The following is a 13,960-nucleotide window of genomic DNA, read 5'->3' on the forward strand; positions in this document are numbered from 1 at the left end:
GGGTTGTGTGTGTGTGGGGGGGGGGGGGGCTCAGGCCATCCAGAAGAACACGGCGGTCATCCGCTTCTCCTCCAGCGTCGTACCGCAGTAACCGGTGGCGCTGTGAACGAGGTTGGCGTGGTAGAGGAGCAGCCGGTTGTGCTTGTGGGGGACGCGGACGTCCTCCTCGAAGGCGTCGGGCGGGACAAAACGGGTGCCGAGGGCGTCGACGAGGTTGTTGTGCGGAGCCTGCACGACATTGCCGCCGAGCCGCCCGCCGGGCAGGGCCTGCCGGTAGAAGCTGGTCCCGCAGTCCTTGGGGGCGGAGGGGTTGAGGTACAGCACGGCGGCGTACCGGCACAGGGAACGGGAGTCGCTGTGCGGCCGGGGCGTGCTCTCGCCCTCACCGACGACCTGCACGCAGTTGTGGTTGAGGGTCCCGCCGCCGGGCGCCCGCTGCACCCACAACCTGTCCGCCCCGGTCGCCTTGCGCACCAGCCGCTCCACCCGCTCAAGCTCACCGGGCTCCAGCCCCGGCATGGCCCGCAGCCCCGGCCAGCTCTCGGAGGTGTACGGGTACCCCTTCACCCAGTCGTCCTTCGCAAGACACCGCGCGCGTACGGCGGCGATGCCGGCCTCGGGCAGCACGTCGTCCAGAACCCAGTAGTCCCGCCCCTTGGTGGGCTTCCGGTACGGCAGAACGGGAAGGGCACGCTGCGGTGACATGGCCATGCCTGGAATGTAGGCCGGGGACACGTCATGACTCGCCCGCGGAATCCTCCGGAGTGGGGCGGGAAGTGGTCAATGTTTCGTCAATGGGGGTGGGGGTGTGGGCTGTTGTGGCGGAGGGACGCCCTTACCGGGCGCCCCGGGGTCGGCGGTGACGTCAGGGATGTTCGTCGTCGAACAGGTCGGAGGCGGTGTCGACCTCGTAAGCGCGGTCGAGCCAGGCCCCGAGTTCGTCGAAGTCCGTGCCGGCGAGGATGCGGTCGCGGACGGCGTCGGGGACATCGATCTGGCGCCACTTGAGGGTGCGAAGGATGGCCGCGGCCCGCTCCTGGGTCCGGCCCTCTTCCCTCCCCTGTTCCCGGACTTCCTGGGCGAGGGGGTGGCGCCAGAAGTACTGCATGGCGGTCATGAGGTCCCTCCACATCTGCTGGGCCTGGGGGTCTGTCAGGCACGAGTCGACGAACTGCACGAAGACCGCGGCGTTGTCGCGGTCGACGTCCTTCAGGGCGGCGGCCAGGGATTCCAGTATGGCGGGGGCCTTGCGTCCCCGGCCGTGTGTCATCGCGGAAAGCACCGCAAGAGGTACGTCCTGTCGGGCCTCCTGCTCGGTGGCGATCAGGGGGACGTTGTCCGGCCCGAGCACGAACGGCCGTACGGTCAGCGAGGGTGTCTCGCGCACGCCGAGATGGATGGGCTGGGACGCCCAGTGGGCGGTGGCCCTGCTCTGCGTGACGACGATGAGTACGGGCTCGCAGCGGTACTTCTCGTAGAGGTAGCTGAGGTAGTAGGGCCAGCTACCGCGCTTCCTGTCGTCCCGTTCGCCCTGCGATTCCACGACCAGCAGGTACGCGCCCTCGTCGGTCTCGGCCCTCAGTAGGGTGTCGACGCGTCGTTCGACGGGTTCGATCTCGGTGAGGTCGACGTTCATGGCGGCGAAGTCGTAGGGCCGGGGGAAGGGGACCTGTAACACCTCTTGCAGAGCACGGGTCAGAAGCTCCGGGTCCTTCTGGAAGATCCGGTGCAGCGCCTCGTGTGACGAGCCGACCATCGGCTCTCCTTTCTGTCCGACGTGATCAACGACTATGCCGCCGGCAAGTCACACCACACGAGCTTCCCGAGCCGCCCCAGCCGGGACATGGGCTGCCACCCCCAGGTACCGGAACAGGCCCGCACGATCGCGAACCCGCGTCCGCTCTCGGAGTCGGTGAGCTGGTCGAACTTCCCGGGCGGCTCGGGGGGTTGGGGGTCGCAGTCCCAGGCGCCGATCTGAAGAACGCCGTCGCGGTAGCGGATCCGGAGGGCGGCGGGGCCCTTGGTGTGGAGCACGGCGTTGGAGACCAGCTCGGAGACGAGGAGTTCGGCGGTCTCGGTGAGGTGAGGGAGGTGGTGCAGGGTGAGGATCAGGCGCAGGGTGCGGCGGCAGACGGGGACGGCGACGGGGTCGGTGGGGATGTAGAGGGTGTACTCCCAGGCATCCGTTTCGATTTCGGGCATGCGTCGGCTCCGGGGCAGGGGATGAGAATGTCACCGCAGAGTGAGCGGTACGTCACCGAAGGTAGGGGTTAATGTTTCGGTCGTGCAAGCCGCTCGCGTAATCTGAACCCGAACGAGTCCCGCCTGTAAGCGCGTTGCACCGAGGAGCCGTCGATGACGACGAGGCGTGAACCGACAGCACGTCAGTTGCGGTTGGCGGTGGAACTGCGAAGGCTCCGTGAGGCGTCCGGCCTCAGTGCCCGGCAGGCGGCGGCTTTGCTGGGGGTGAGTCCCGTCCAGGTCAGCCACATCGAGTCAGGGCTCTCGGGAGTGAGCGAAGAACGCCTGCGGCGCCTCGCCTCCCACTACGCCTGCACGGACGGCGAGTTCATCGATGCGCTCGTTGCGATGGCCACGGATCGGACGCGGGGCTGGTGGGAGGAGTACCGGGGGCTGCTGCCCACGCCTTTCCTGGACATGGCAGAGCTGGATCACCATGCCGCGTTTCACCAGGAGGTGGCGATCCTGCACGTGCCGGGCCGCTTGCAGACGGAGGCTTACGCCCGAGCCGTCTTTTCCTCCAGGGTCCCGGAACTGACCTGTGAGGAACTTGAGTTGCGTGTCCGACACCGGATGGCGCGGCAGGCGTCCGATACCCCCTACGAGGTGGTGATCCATGAGGCGGCCCTGCGAATCAGAGTCAGCGATCGTGCTGCCTCGAAGGCTCAGCTCGCCCGACTCGTCGAGCTCTCTGAGGCGGACCACATCACTCTGCGCGTCGTCCCCTTCGATCTGGACGGCTTCTCCAGGGCTTCCAGCACGATGATGTACGTGGGTGGCCGACTTCCGAAACTGGACACTGTCGTGCGTGACGCCCCACATGGCTCGATCTTCATCGACTCCGAGGCTCAACTCAGCGCCTATCGAACGCGCTTCCGTAAGGTGCATGCTGTATCGCTCGACGCGGATAGCTCGCGTGATGCCATCCACAAGTTGGCCAAAGAGCTGTGAGGAGCTTTATGGGCACCCTGAACTGGCAGAAGTCGTCCTTTTCCGGTGAGGGTGACGGCAACAACTGCCTCGAACTCGCCTCCCCTGCTCCCGCCGCCCTCCACCTACGTGAGTCCGACACCCCGACCACCAGCCTCATCACCAGCGCGTCCCCCCTCGGTGACCTCCTGCGTGCCATACGCGAAGGAGTCCTGTGAAGGGACCCATCTGGCAGAAGTCGACCTACTCCGACGGCGGAGACGGCAACGACTGCGTCGAACTCGCCTCCTCCACCCCCACCACCCTCCACCTCCGTGAGTCCGAAACCCCCGTCACGTCCTCACCACCACCCCGGCCCCCCTCGGCGATCTCCTCCGCGCCGTACGCGACGGGCTTCTGTGAAGGGAACCCCATCCCTACACGCGAACCTCCGTGTTCTGGCCGGCGTGCAACAGCCAAGTTCCGTCGGCTTGCTTCGTCATGACGTAGAGGGGCGAGCCCTCTGAGTCGCCCTCCGTCGCGTGGTAGATCTGGCGGATCTTGACCGCCGCCACGTCCGGGCGCAGGAACTCGATGTGGATCGCCTCGTACGTGACATCGCCGTCCCAATTGGCGGCCGGCAGCACCGTGCGCGTGAACTCGGCGATCGCGTCGAACCCGATCAGGACCTTGCCGTGGGCCGTCGTCCACAGGGCGTCGGGGTGGAAGAGGGCGAGGAAGCCCTCGGCGTCCTTGGCGCGCTGGGTGCGTTCGGCGGTGGCCACGATCGCTTCGATCGCCTTGATGTCCGCGGTGTCGATGTTCATGCACAGCACTCTCTGACCTCAACCGAGCTTGAGGTCAAGGCCCTGCCCTAGTGCACGATCCGTTCCACCGCCGCCCTCACCAGCTCCTCCCGCTCCGCCTCGTCGAACACGTCCGGAAGCGTGAGCTGTTCGACGATCAGCCAGTTCAGGGTGAGGATCAGGAGCTTGACGGCCGTCGCGTCGCCGGGCAGGCCGGACGCCTCGTGGTACGTCACGTTCGCGTCGACGTCCGCGCGGACCCGCTCCGTGAGGACGCGGCGCAGTTCGGGCCGGCGGGTCGCCTCCAGGCGGAGTTCGAGGAGGGCGAGATAGCCGGTCCGGAAGGACGAGACCCGCCCGACCAGCTCCCGCATCAGCTCCACGTACGTCTCCCGGTCCCGCCCCGCCGTCCGCTGGCGCTCGATCGTCGCCTCGTCCGGCTGGAGCCGCTCGTAGACGCGGGCGCCGGCCTGGGTGAGGAGGTCGTCGCGGTTGGCGAAGTAGTTGGAGGCGGTGCCGTTGGGCACCGCGGCCTCCGTGTCGACGGCGCGGAAGGTCAGACCGCGCGCCCCTTCCCGCGCCAGTACCTCGATCGCGGCATCGACGAGCGCCGCGCGTCGTTCGTCGTTCCTTCTCACCATTGACACCACTCCATGTGTAGTACTACGGTCGCAGCAGTCAAGCGAACCACTACATCCACAGTACTACGGCTGGAGTTACGTATGCGCAAGCTCGTGTACTACGTCGGCGTCACCCTCGACGGCCGTATCGCAGGCCCCGGTGGCGAGTACGACTTCTTCCCCATGGGCGACGACACGCAGGCCGCCGCCTACGCCGCCTGGACCAACGCCGTGTACCCGGACACCGTCCCGACGCCCGCCCGCGCCGCCGCCGGTCTCACCGGCACCCCCAACCGGCGCTTCGACACCGTCGTCATGGGCCTCGGCACCTTCCGCCCCGCGCTGGACGCCGGGCTGACCAGCCCGTACGGCCATCTGCGCCAGTACGTCGTGTCCAGCACCCTCACGCCCGACATCGACCCGGCGGTCACGGTCGTCCCCGACGACCCGCTCGGCCTGGTCCGCCGGCTCAAGAAGGAGGACACCGACACCGCCCTGGACATCTGGCTCTGCGGCGGCGGCAAGCTCGCCGGAACCCTCCTGCCCGAGATCGACGAACTGGTGATCAAGAACTACCCCGTGATCGCCGGCACCGGCATCCCCGCCTTCGACGGCGCCTTCGACCCCACGGTCTTCGACGTCGCCGAACGCACCGCCTTCCCCAACGGCGTCACCCTCACCCGTCTCCTCCGCCGCCCGTAGCCGACCCGCGTCGGTGCCGCAGCCACCACACCCCGCCCGTCACCACCGAGCCCGTGACCAGCACGATCCCCAGCACCGGCCACCGGCTGCCCGCGATCCGGACGTCCGCCACGACCACCCCGAACACCAGCACCACCGGCACCAGCAGGGACAGCACGGACAGCAGCGCGCGCCCCGCACCGGCCAGCCGCGCCGGATCCACGCGACGGCGGCGCCCGGACCCGGCGGGGGTGTCCGGCACCGTGTCCGGCAGCGGGTCCGACATCGCGTCCGACATGGCGTCCGACGTCGCGTCCGGCTCCCCGGGGAAGTAGAAACGCTCCGCCCGCCGGGTGAGCTGCCGGGTGGCCCGGTCGTACGAACGCGCCATGTACGGCAGCCAGATCAGCGGCGCCACCGTGCCCACCAGGATCACCGCGGCCAGCAGCAGCCAGCGGCCGGTCTGGATCCACGGTCCCGGACGGGCGGCGCCGGGCTCGTCGGGGACGAGCAGGCCGAGCAGCCGGGCCATGCGCAGGGTGAGGGTCCACAGGGCGGTGGGCCGCACCCCGCGCGAGGGCGCCCGCGCGTGCACGGCGAGCGCGGCACGGGCGGCGCCGACATCGTCGTACACCCCTTGCAGGACGAGCAGTTCGGCCGCGCGTTCCAGGTCGGTCGGGTCGCGGCCGGTGAGCGCGGCCAGCTCCAGACAGATCCGGGTCTGCCGCAGCAGCGCCGCGCAGAACGCCACCGGGATCAGCAGCAGGAACGGTCCGCCGACGAACGCGCCCTCGGTCACCGTGGCCCGGCGGCCGCGCCGGATCACGCCGGCCCGGTCGGGCGGCGGCTCGGCGGACGCCGTACGGCGGGCCACCGGGCCCAGCCGGCGCACCGCCAGCAGGGCCAGATGCTCGGGGAGGCGGTGCGGATCGGCGAGGCCCTCCCGCAGAAGGGAACCGGGCAGCGAGCCCGGCGGCGGCTTCTCGCGCCGGCGCACGGCGTCAGTACCGCACCGCCCGCGCCACCTCCGCCTTCACCTCGCCCGACAGGTCGCGGTTGCTGCGCGCGGTCGCCGTGCCGTCCGCACCGGCGGCCACGTCGGAGACGGTGACGACGACCGCGTCGAGCCGGTTGCCGCTGCTGTCCGTGAAGTCGACCTGGACGGCGAAGGACTTCATCGAGTCGGCGGTGTTGGTGGCGGTGACCTCGACGGTCGCGCGGCCCCCGTCCGTGCCCGGCGTGCCCAGCTTCACGTCGGACTTCACATCGACGCCGTCCTGGATCTCGTCCAGCTTCCGGCCCGCCTCCGCGGTCGCCGACGCGAACGCCGACGACGCGGCCGAAGCCGCCTCCCGGCCCAGCGACTCGGCGGCGGAGGCGGCCTGGCTGGCGGCGGACGACACCGACGACGGCGTGTCGTCGTCCGAGCAGCCGGTCAGGACGGTGGCGCAGCAGACCGCCGCCGCCGACAGCAGCAACGTGCTCTTGATGCGCGGCGTGCGCGGCATGACTGCCTCCTGGTGCTACCGGCGGGCCTCCTTCCAGTGAAGGCCCGCCCGCCCCCACCCGCATGCCGGCTCGCCCGGACGGCCCAGTTCCCGTGGTGCGGGGCGTCACCCGGACGGATGCTCGTAGGGCGGATCCACCCGGCGACAGAGCGACAGAGACGGGGTAGTGCCATGAGCGGTCAGTCGCAGTCCCATTCCTCCCAGGGCCCGCCGATCTGGGACCCCTCCCACCAGGGCACCGACCCCTCCGGACCGGCCCCGCACTGGGCCGGGCGCGGCAGCGCGGCCCACCGGGGAGTCGTCCTCGCGGGTGTACTGATGCTGGTCAGCGGGCTGCTGCACATCCTCCAGGGCATCGCCGCGATCGCCGAGGACGACGTGTACGCGGTGCTGCTCAGCTACGCCTACGAGATGAACCTCACCGCGTGGGGCTGGATCCTGCTGTGCGTGGGCGTCGTGACGGCGGCGACGGGCGCGTGGCTGTTCCGGGAGGCCGAGTGGGCCCGCTACAGCGGCGTCGCGCTCGCCTCCCTGAGCGTGATCGTGCAGTTCCTGTTCCTGCCCTACGCCCCGGTCTGGTCGGTCATCCTCATCGCCCTGGACATCATCGTGATCTGGGCGCTGGTCGCGTACCGGCCGGATCTGCCGGGGCGGTAGGCGGGGAGCGGTGGCGGTGGCGGTGGTGGACCGGGCGGCGGTGCCGCGAACGCCGGCGATCAGCGGCGCGCCTTCTTGCAGCGGCGCATCAACTCGACGATCCGCGCCTGGTCGGCCCCGGAGTTCAGCGCGGCGATCAGCTCGTCGGGACACAGTTCGTAGAAGTCGCCCCAGGGACCCCGGCGGCGGTTGTCCCAGATCCGGTAGCCGCCGGGCACGCCCCGGGCCACATAACGCCGTCGGCTCATACCTTGGCTTTCCCTCCCCCTCCGTCGCGGTGACGTGCGACGTGCGACGTGCGCAGTGTGCCACCTGCGGTCAGCGGACCACCCGTACGTCCTTCCGGCGCAGCCACGGCAGGGGCGGCACCGAGGAGCCCAGATACGGCGTGATCCGTACCTCGAAGTGGAGATGGGGGCCGGTGACGTTGCCGGTGGCGCCGGACAGTCCGAGCCGCTGGCCCGCCTTGACGCGCTTGCCGGCGCGGACGTCGATGCGGGAGAGATGCGCGTACTGCGTGAAGTAGCCGTCGGGATGCCGTACGACCACCTGGTTGCCGAACCCGTCACCGCAGGTCGTCGCACGGACCGTGCCCGGACCGACCGCGTACACGGGGGTGCCGGTGCTCACCGCGAAGTCCTGCCCGGTGTGCCGGTGGGCCCAACGGGCGCCCGAGGCGGCGTATCCGGCGGAGAGCCAGTAGTCACGGGTGGGGGCGGTCCAGGAACGGGCGGTGTCCCGGGCCTTCTTCTCCGCGGCCGCCTTGTCCTGCTTCGCCTTCGGAGCCTTCAGAGCCTTCGGGGCTTTCGGGGCTTTCGAGGCTTTCGCTTTCGGGCTCGTCTTCGCCTTGCTCTTGTTCTTGCTCTTCTTCTTGTTCCGGCTCTGGAACGCGCACTTCCCGCCCCGGCCGGACTTGTTCACGGCGACCGGATCGCCGGAGGCGCGCCCCGCCGCCCACAGCATGTCCCACAGGTCCGCGCGGATCTTCTTGCGGCGCCGCTCGGCGGACTTGATCTTCGTGGGCAGGGCGTCGGCCGCACGGAGCCGGTCGACGCGCGCGCGAGCCGTCTCATGGGCGCGGACGGCACGCGCGGCCTCGCCCCGGACGGCGTCGACAGTCCCGACGGCACCGACACCGGCACCGGCACCGACACCTGCACCGGCCCCCGCCCCGCCGGCCCCCGCGTCGGCGGGCACGGCGGCGAGCGTCACCAGCAGGAGGGCCAGTGGGAGGACGCGGGCGCAAGAGACTCGTCGCATCTTGGGATCATCGGACCGGTGGGGCCCTCAGGGCGGGACACGGGGCAGGACACGCGCGGGTCTTTCAACCGAACGGCCCCGCCCTCACGCCCCCGCCCTCACCGCCCCGTCATCAGCCGGTGGTACTCCGCCGACGACTTCGGGTTCCCGGAGCACCACCACACGCCGTGCGGGCAGTAGTCGCTGATGGTCTGGTACAGCGGCCGGTGCCGGGCGAACCAGTTCAGCATGCCGCGCACATAGGCCGGGTTGTCGCCGTTGCGGAACAGCCCCCACTCCGGGTACGCGATCGGCTTGCCGTGCGCCCGCGCGAACCGCACGTGCTCGGCCAGGCCGTACGGCTCGTCGCGCTGCTGGGCGAAGGTCATGCCGTTCGGCTGGTCGTAGGCGTCCATGCCGATGACGTCGACGTACCGGTCGCCGGGGTAGCACCGGGGCCACGGGACGGCGTCGATGCCCCGGTTGGGCGCGAACTCGAACCGGAACCGCTGCCCCTTCACCGACCGCATCGCCGTCACGATCCGCACCCAGTACGCCTTCCAGGCCGCGGGGTCGGGGCCGCACCGGTGGGTGTAGGTGATGCCGTTCATCTCCCAGCCGACGACGAGCACGGTGTCCGGCAGCCCGACCGAGATCAGCCGCCGGGCCAGCGTGCGGAAGTGCCCGTCGTACGCCCCGTCCGCGCCCCTGCGCAGCTCGCGCCGTACGACGGAGTCGGGGAGATGGGCCTCGGCGCGCTCCAGCATCGGCACGTTCAGCACGAACAGCCGGTCGGAGCGGGCCTTGCGCCAGCGCGCCCAGTGTTCGAGGTCGTTCGTGGCGCCCGCGATGTTGTACCAGCGGTCGCCCGGCAGATAGGCGTGTCCGACCTTGGGGGTGGCCGGGCCCAGCCAGCCGTCGAGCCCGGAGACCCGCTGCACTCCCTCCTGGCCGTGCCCGAGATACGCCCCGAAGGGTGGGGGCGCGGGCCGTGTAGTCGCCCGGGGGCGCGGGCCGTCGGGCGCCTTCGCGTCGGGCGTGCCCGTCGCCCGCTCCCCGCCCGGTGCACAGGCGGGTCCCGTGAGCAGGACGAGGACGACGAGGATCAAGGTCAGCAGGGCGCGCGGGGGGCGAGGCGAGGAAGCCACCGGTGGGGACACCGGCTCATGATGACGCCACGCGCCCCGCGTATGCGCCCGATTCGCCCCCGAAACACCCGTATCGGGGATGCCGTCAACACATCTTTGCCGGGTACGCCGTCAAGGCACCCTCGCCAGGGACGCCGACAAGGCACCCTCGCCGGGTACGCCGTCAGGACGCCCTCGCCGGGACCCGGTCATCGGCCGAGGCGGGCGTTCAGCCGGGCGGCCTGACGGGTCAGGTGGTCGCGCTCGGCGAGGTCGGGTGCCTTGTGGGCCGCCTCGGCGTACAGGCGTGCCGCCGTCGCCAGGTCGCCGTCGCGTTCGTGGAGGTAGGCGGCGGCCGCGGTGTGGCGGGGCAGCGAGTCGTCCAGCGCCGCGAGGGCGGTGAGTCCGGCGCGCGGTCCGTCCGCCTCGCCGACGGCCACCGCGCGGTTGAGCCGGACGACCGGGTTGTCCGTCAGCCGCACCAACTCGTCGTACCACTCCACGATCTGCACCCAGTCGGTGTCCTCGGCGCTGGGCGCGTCGGCGTGCAGGGCGGCGACGGCGGCCTGCGCCTGGAACTCACCGAGCCGGTCCCGGGCCAGGGCCGCCTGGAGGATCGCCACGCCCTCCGCGATCGACGCGGTGTCCCAGCGGCTCCGGTCCTGCTCGGCGAGCGGCACCAGGCTGCCGTCGGACGCGGTCCGCGCGGCACGCCGGGCGTGGTGGAGCAGCATCAGCGCGAGCAGCCCCGCCACCTCGGGGTGGTCGACCCGGGCGGCGAGCTGCCGGGTGAGCCGGATCGCCTCGGCGGCGAGGTCGACATCGCCCGAGTAGCCCTCGTTGAACACCAGGTAGAGGACCCGCAGCACGGTGGCGACATCGCCGGGCCGGTCGAAGCGCACCCCGGAGACGGTGCGCTTGGCCCGGCTGATCCGCTGCGCCATCGTCGCCTCGGGCACCAGATAGGCGCGGGCGATCTGGCGGGTGGTGAGCCCACCGACCGCCCGCAGGGTGAGCGCGACGGCGGACGACGGCGTCAGCGACGGATGCGCGCACAGGAAGTAGAGCCGGAGCGTGTCGTCCACGGCGGACGCGGGCCCCGCCGCCGGCTCCTCCTCGACCAGGTCCTCCCGCCGGCGCCGGGCCGTGTCCGCCCGGGTCGCGTCCAGGAACCGGCGCCAGGCCACGGTGACCAGCCACCCCTTCGCGTCCCGCGGCGGATCCTCCGGCCACACCCGGACCGCCTCGACCAGCGCGTCCTGTACGGCGTCCTCGGCCGCCGCGAAGTCGGCTCCGCGGCGGACGAGGATCCCCAGCACACCCGGCGTGAGACTTCGCAGCAGCGCCTCGTCCAGCACCGGGATCAGTCCGTGATCGTGGGCGGCGCGGCCAGGAACGGACGCACCTCCAGCCACTCGTGGATCGGCTTCCCGCCCGCGCCGGGGGCGGCCGACAGCTCCCCGGCCAGCTCCAGGGCACGCTCCTGACTGTCGACGTCGATCACCATCCAGCCGGCGATGAGGTCCTTGGTCTCGGCGAACGGCCCGTCGGTGACCGGCGGCCGCCCCTCACCGTCGTAACGGACCCACAGCCCCTCGGGAGCGAGCGCCTGCCCGTCCACGAACTCCCCGCTCCGCTCCAGCCGGTCCGCGAAGTCCCGCATGTACTGGATGTGCGCCGAGATCTCCTCCGGCGTCCACCGCTCCATGGGCACGTCGTTCACCGCGGCCGGGGCGCCCCGGTAGTGCTTCAGCAGCAGATACTTGGCCATCGTCCTTCTCCTTCTGACACACCCGACGCGACCCCGTTCCGGCCACGCTCACCCCGGGGACGGAGCGGCCTGCCGCTTCTCGACATCACGTCCCGGATTTTCTTCGGTCGGCGGGCGGCTCCCGTGTCACCAGAGTGTCCGCGGGTTCTGCGTGTCCTCACCCGCCTCATCGTTTCCCGGGGGCGGATCGGTTCACGGCTCACTCGGAGGGGTGGTGTTTCGCGGGAGTTCGGGGCAACAGGCAACCCTCGCAAGCCCTTTGCCTCTCTGACAGGGTGCTCACCGTTTCGGCCGGGGCGCGTGGGGACGCGTTCGTGAGAGGGCCGGGGTGGGCTGTCCGGTCCGCTGCCACTGACCATGGCACTCGCAGACGAGGAACCGATGACCAGACCGCAACACCGCAAGGGAATCAAGCGCGGGGCGTTTGCCGCGGGGGCCGCGCTGACCGTCGTCGCCGCCGTCGCCGGGGCCGCCCCCGGCGCCGGTGCGGCGCCGGCCACGCCCGGCAAACCGGTGCTCAAGCTCGTGGCCGCGTCCGAGGCCGTGACCCTCGACCGCTGGGAGGGCGAGCCGGGGGTCTACCTCGACCTCGGCACCTACGTCACCGTCGACAAGGCTCCGCTGGAGTTCAAGGTGACGCGCACGTCGTACAAGGACCCCGTGGTCGCCCAGCAGATCCTGCGCGACGGCACACGGACCACGACGAAGACCCTGCCCGCCGGGACCGTCAAGGACTTCTCCGGGCTGCCCGGCTTCCTGGAGGTGTCCGTCAAGGATGCCTCCGGCGCCGAGGTGCGGAAGACCACCGGCACCTTCTGTCCGAACAACGCCTCCGGCCGGCTCCGCCCGGACGCCCCGGCCACCTCGCGCTATCCGCAGAGCTGCCCCGGCAACCCCTTCACGCTCGGCTCCGTCTGGGGCGTCGAGAAGGGCTGGGCGGCCAACACCACCGCCGTCGACTACGACCACCCGGTCGATCTGCCGGCCGGCGAGTACACGGCCAAGGTGTCCGTGGCCAAGAAGTACCGCGACCTGTTCGGGATCCCCGACACCCGGCCCACCATCAAGGTGACGGTGCGGCAGGTCGGCGAGGGGGAGGGCGGCGGAGAGGGCCGCGCCGGTGCCGCTGGGCGTTCCGCCATGGCTCACGGCGGCACCCATGGCGGCACTCACGGCGGCACCCACGCCGGTGCTCACTCCCAAGGAGGCGGGCATCACTACGGCCCCCGCGGCGCCGACGCCCCCACCCCCGGTGCCCTCTCGCACGCGCTGGAGGACCGCGGGCTCGCCCACCACCTGGGCGACGGCCCCGGTCACACCGACGGCTCCCGGGTCTCGCCCGCGCTGAAGGCCGCCGCCGCGCGGCCCACCGGCCGGGCCTCCGTGCCGGCCGACGCCCCCAAGCCGGACCTGCGCTCGCTCCCGGCCTGGGACATCGCGGTCACCGACGGCGAGGACGGCGACGCCCCCGGCAAGGACTACCTCGCCTTCAGCGCCAACGTGTGGAACGCGGGCCCCGCACCCCTCGTCGTCGACGGCTTCCGCAAGCCGGGCGCCGGTCTGATGGACGCGTACCAGTACTTCTACGACGCCAAGGGCAAGCAGATCGGCTACACGCCCACCGGCACCATGGAGTGGGACCCGCGCATCGGGCACGAGCACTGGCACTTCACGGACTTCGCCAGCTACCACCTGCTCGCCGCAGACAAGAAGGAGATCGTCAAGAGCGGCAAGGAGGCGTTCTGCCTGGCCAACACCGACGCGATCGACTACACGGTGAAGAACGCCAACTGGCACCCCTACAACACCGACCTGTCGACCGCCTGCGGCCAGCAGAACTCCATCTCGGTCCGTGAGGTCCTCGACGTAGGCTCCGGCGACACCTACACCCAGTACCGTCCCGGCCAGTCCTTCGACATCACCGACCTGCCGAACGGCACGTACTACATCGAGGTCGTCGCCAACCCGGCCAAGCGGCTGAAGGAGACGAACCTCAAGAACAACGTCTCGCTGCGCAAGGTCGTCCTCGGCGGCACCCCGGGCGCCCGCACCGTGAAGGTCCCGCCGTTCGACCTGATCAACGCCCCGTGACACACGGTGACACGCCCTGAGGGCACGCCTGCCGCCCCGGTCCCGCACCGCGCGGGGCCGGGACGGCGGGCACCCGCGGCCCCACGTGCCGAACACCACATTCGGGCAACCGTTCTGATGTTCCGTGAGTCTCCTGAGTCGTCCGATGCTCTCGGGACGTATGTCACGTCGCGTGTAAGGTTCCGACGTCCGGCGGTGACCGACGCCGACGATCCGAGCACGGTGTACGGGGTGAGACGGCCGATGCGGAGGAGCGAACGCCGGTGAGCGGAACGAGAAGGCGGGGACACGCACCGTCGGGTCGCGGCGC

18 protein-coding genes are annotated in these 13,960 nt (G+C 71.0%); 6 read left to right on the forward strand and 12 right to left on the reverse strand.

The features are described from left to right. Window positions 1-30: 30 nt before the first annotated feature. The 3 genes from AFM16_RS20605 to AFM16_RS20615 form a co-directional block, all read right to left on the reverse strand. Window positions 31-711, reverse strand: coding sequence for a DUF6445 family protein (locus AFM16_RS20605; RefSeq protein WP_107419125.1), 681 nt, complete (start codon window positions 709-711; stop codon window positions 31-33). 154 nt (window positions 712-865) lie between these two features. Beyond that, window positions 866-1,756, reverse strand: a complete 891-nt coding sequence (locus AFM16_RS20610; RefSeq protein WP_030781719.1) for an RpnC/YadD family protein — start codon at window positions 1,754-1,756, stop codon at window positions 866-868. A gap of 32 nt (window positions 1,757-1,788) precedes the next feature. Further along, window positions 1,789-2,202 carry an ATP-binding protein gene (locus tag AFM16_RS20615; RefSeq protein WP_078634218.1) on the reverse strand — a complete coding sequence of 138 codons (414 nt, stop codon included), beginning with the start codon at window positions 2,200-2,202 and terminating at the stop codon, window positions 1,789-1,791. A gap of 153 nt (window positions 2,203-2,355) precedes the next feature. On the opposite strand from AFM16_RS20615, the gene AFM16_RS20620 reads away from it, so the two are divergent. Genes AFM16_RS20620 through AFM16_RS20630 form a run of 3 tightly spaced genes read left to right on the forward strand, consistent with a single transcriptional unit; the run spans window position 2,356 to window position 3,655 of the window. Next, complete coding sequence (locus tag AFM16_RS20620; RefSeq protein WP_030781723.1) at window positions 2,356-3,192, forward strand: helix-turn-helix domain-containing protein; 837 nt, start codon at window positions 2,356-2,358, stop codon at window positions 3,190-3,192. 8 nt (window positions 3,193-3,200) lie between these two features. Beyond that, window positions 3,201-3,389, forward strand: coding sequence for a DUF397 domain-containing protein (locus AFM16_RS20625; protein WP_030781726.1), 189 nt, complete (start codon window positions 3,201-3,203; stop codon window positions 3,387-3,389). After that, window positions 3,386-3,655, forward strand: a complete 270-nt coding sequence (locus tag AFM16_RS20630) for a DUF397 domain-containing protein (protein WP_078634219.1) — start codon at window positions 3,386-3,388, stop codon at window positions 3,653-3,655. Before AFM16_RS20625 ends, AFM16_RS20630 begins: the two co-directional genes overlap by 4 nt. Here the strand turns inward: AFM16_RS20630 and AFM16_RS20635 are convergent. Further along, complete coding sequence (locus AFM16_RS20635; RefSeq protein ID WP_078637032.1) at window positions 3,588-3,977, reverse strand: SgcJ/EcaC family oxidoreductase; 390 nt, start codon at window positions 3,975-3,977, stop codon at window positions 3,588-3,590. The two genes, AFM16_RS20630 and AFM16_RS20635, sit on opposite strands and share 68 nt — an antisense overlap. A 47-nt stretch (window positions 3,978-4,024) precedes the next feature. Beyond that, window positions 4,025-4,597: a TetR/AcrR family transcriptional regulator gene (locus AFM16_RS20640; RefSeq protein WP_078634220.1), complete on the reverse strand. Its 573-nt coding sequence runs from the start codon at window positions 4,595-4,597 to the stop codon at window positions 4,025-4,027. An 81-nt stretch (window positions 4,598-4,678) separates the two neighbouring features. Between AFM16_RS20640 and AFM16_RS20645 the strand changes: the two genes are divergently transcribed. Beyond that, on the forward strand, window positions 4,679-5,278 hold the full coding sequence (locus AFM16_RS20645; protein WP_078634221.1) for a dihydrofolate reductase family protein: 600 nt from the start codon (window positions 4,679-4,681) through the stop codon (window positions 5,276-5,278). On the opposite strand, the gene AFM16_RS20650 is transcribed toward AFM16_RS20645, so the two are convergent. Both AFM16_RS20650 and AFM16_RS20655 read right to left on the reverse strand, forming a co-directional pair. After that, on the reverse strand, window positions 5,253-6,254 hold the full coding sequence (locus tag AFM16_RS20650; RefSeq protein ID WP_078634222.1) for a hypothetical protein: 1,002 nt from the start codon (window positions 6,252-6,254) through the stop codon (window positions 5,253-5,255). The genes AFM16_RS20645 and AFM16_RS20650 overlap by 26 nt on opposite strands. A gap of 4 nt (window positions 6,255-6,258) precedes the next feature. Continuing rightward, on the reverse strand, window positions 6,259-6,765 hold the full coding sequence (locus AFM16_RS20655) for a hypothetical protein (RefSeq protein WP_078634223.1): 507 nt from the start codon (window positions 6,763-6,765) through the stop codon (window positions 6,259-6,261). 171 nt (window positions 6,766-6,936) lie between these two features. On the opposite strand from AFM16_RS20655, the gene AFM16_RS20660 reads away from it, so the two are divergent. Then, complete coding sequence (locus tag AFM16_RS20660; RefSeq protein WP_030781739.1) at window positions 6,937-7,422, forward strand: DUF7144 family membrane protein; 486 nt, start codon at window positions 6,937-6,939, stop codon at window positions 7,420-7,422. Window positions 7,423-7,481: 59 nt separating this feature from the next. Here AFM16_RS20660 and AFM16_RS20665 read toward each other — a convergent pair whose 3' ends face one another. The 5 genes from AFM16_RS20665 to AFM16_RS20685 form a co-directional block, all read right to left on the reverse strand. Beyond that, window positions 7,482-7,670, reverse strand: a complete 189-nt coding sequence (locus AFM16_RS20665) for a hypothetical protein (RefSeq protein WP_030781740.1) — start codon at window positions 7,668-7,670, stop codon at window positions 7,482-7,484. A 70-nt stretch (window positions 7,671-7,740) separates the two neighbouring features. Further along, window positions 7,741-8,682, reverse strand: a complete 942-nt coding sequence (locus tag AFM16_RS20670; RefSeq protein WP_078634224.1) for a M23 family metallopeptidase — start codon at window positions 8,680-8,682, stop codon at window positions 7,741-7,743. A 98-nt stretch (window positions 8,683-8,780) separates the two neighbouring features. Next, window positions 8,781-9,821 (reverse strand): glycoside hydrolase family 26 protein, encoded by a 1,041-nt coding sequence (locus AFM16_RS20675; RefSeq protein ID WP_078634225.1) that lies wholly within the window; start codon window positions 9,819-9,821, stop codon window positions 8,781-8,783. A gap of 176 nt (window positions 9,822-9,997) precedes the next feature. Next, window positions 9,998-11,143 (reverse strand): RNA polymerase sigma factor, encoded by a 1,146-nt coding sequence (locus tag AFM16_RS20680; protein ID WP_078637033.1) that lies wholly within the window; start codon window positions 11,141-11,143, stop codon window positions 9,998-10,000. Between the two features lie 8 nt (window positions 11,144-11,151). Continuing rightward, window positions 11,152-11,559, reverse strand: a complete 408-nt coding sequence (locus AFM16_RS20685; RefSeq protein ID WP_030781751.1) for a YciI family protein — start codon at window positions 11,557-11,559, stop codon at window positions 11,152-11,154. A 381-nt stretch (window positions 11,560-11,940) separates the two neighbouring features. On the opposite strand from AFM16_RS20685, the gene AFM16_RS20690 reads away from it, so the two are divergent. After that, window positions 11,941-13,650: a lysyl oxidase family protein gene (locus AFM16_RS20690; RefSeq protein WP_078634226.1), complete on the forward strand. Its 1,710-nt coding sequence runs from the start codon at window positions 11,941-11,943 to the stop codon at window positions 13,648-13,650. Window positions 13,651-13,960 lie beyond the last annotated feature (310 nt).

This window comes from Streptomyces antibioticus, assembly GCF_002019855.1.
Taxonomy (GTDB): Bacteria; Actinomycetota; Actinomycetes; order Streptomycetales; family Streptomycetaceae; genus Streptomyces; species Streptomyces antibioticus_B.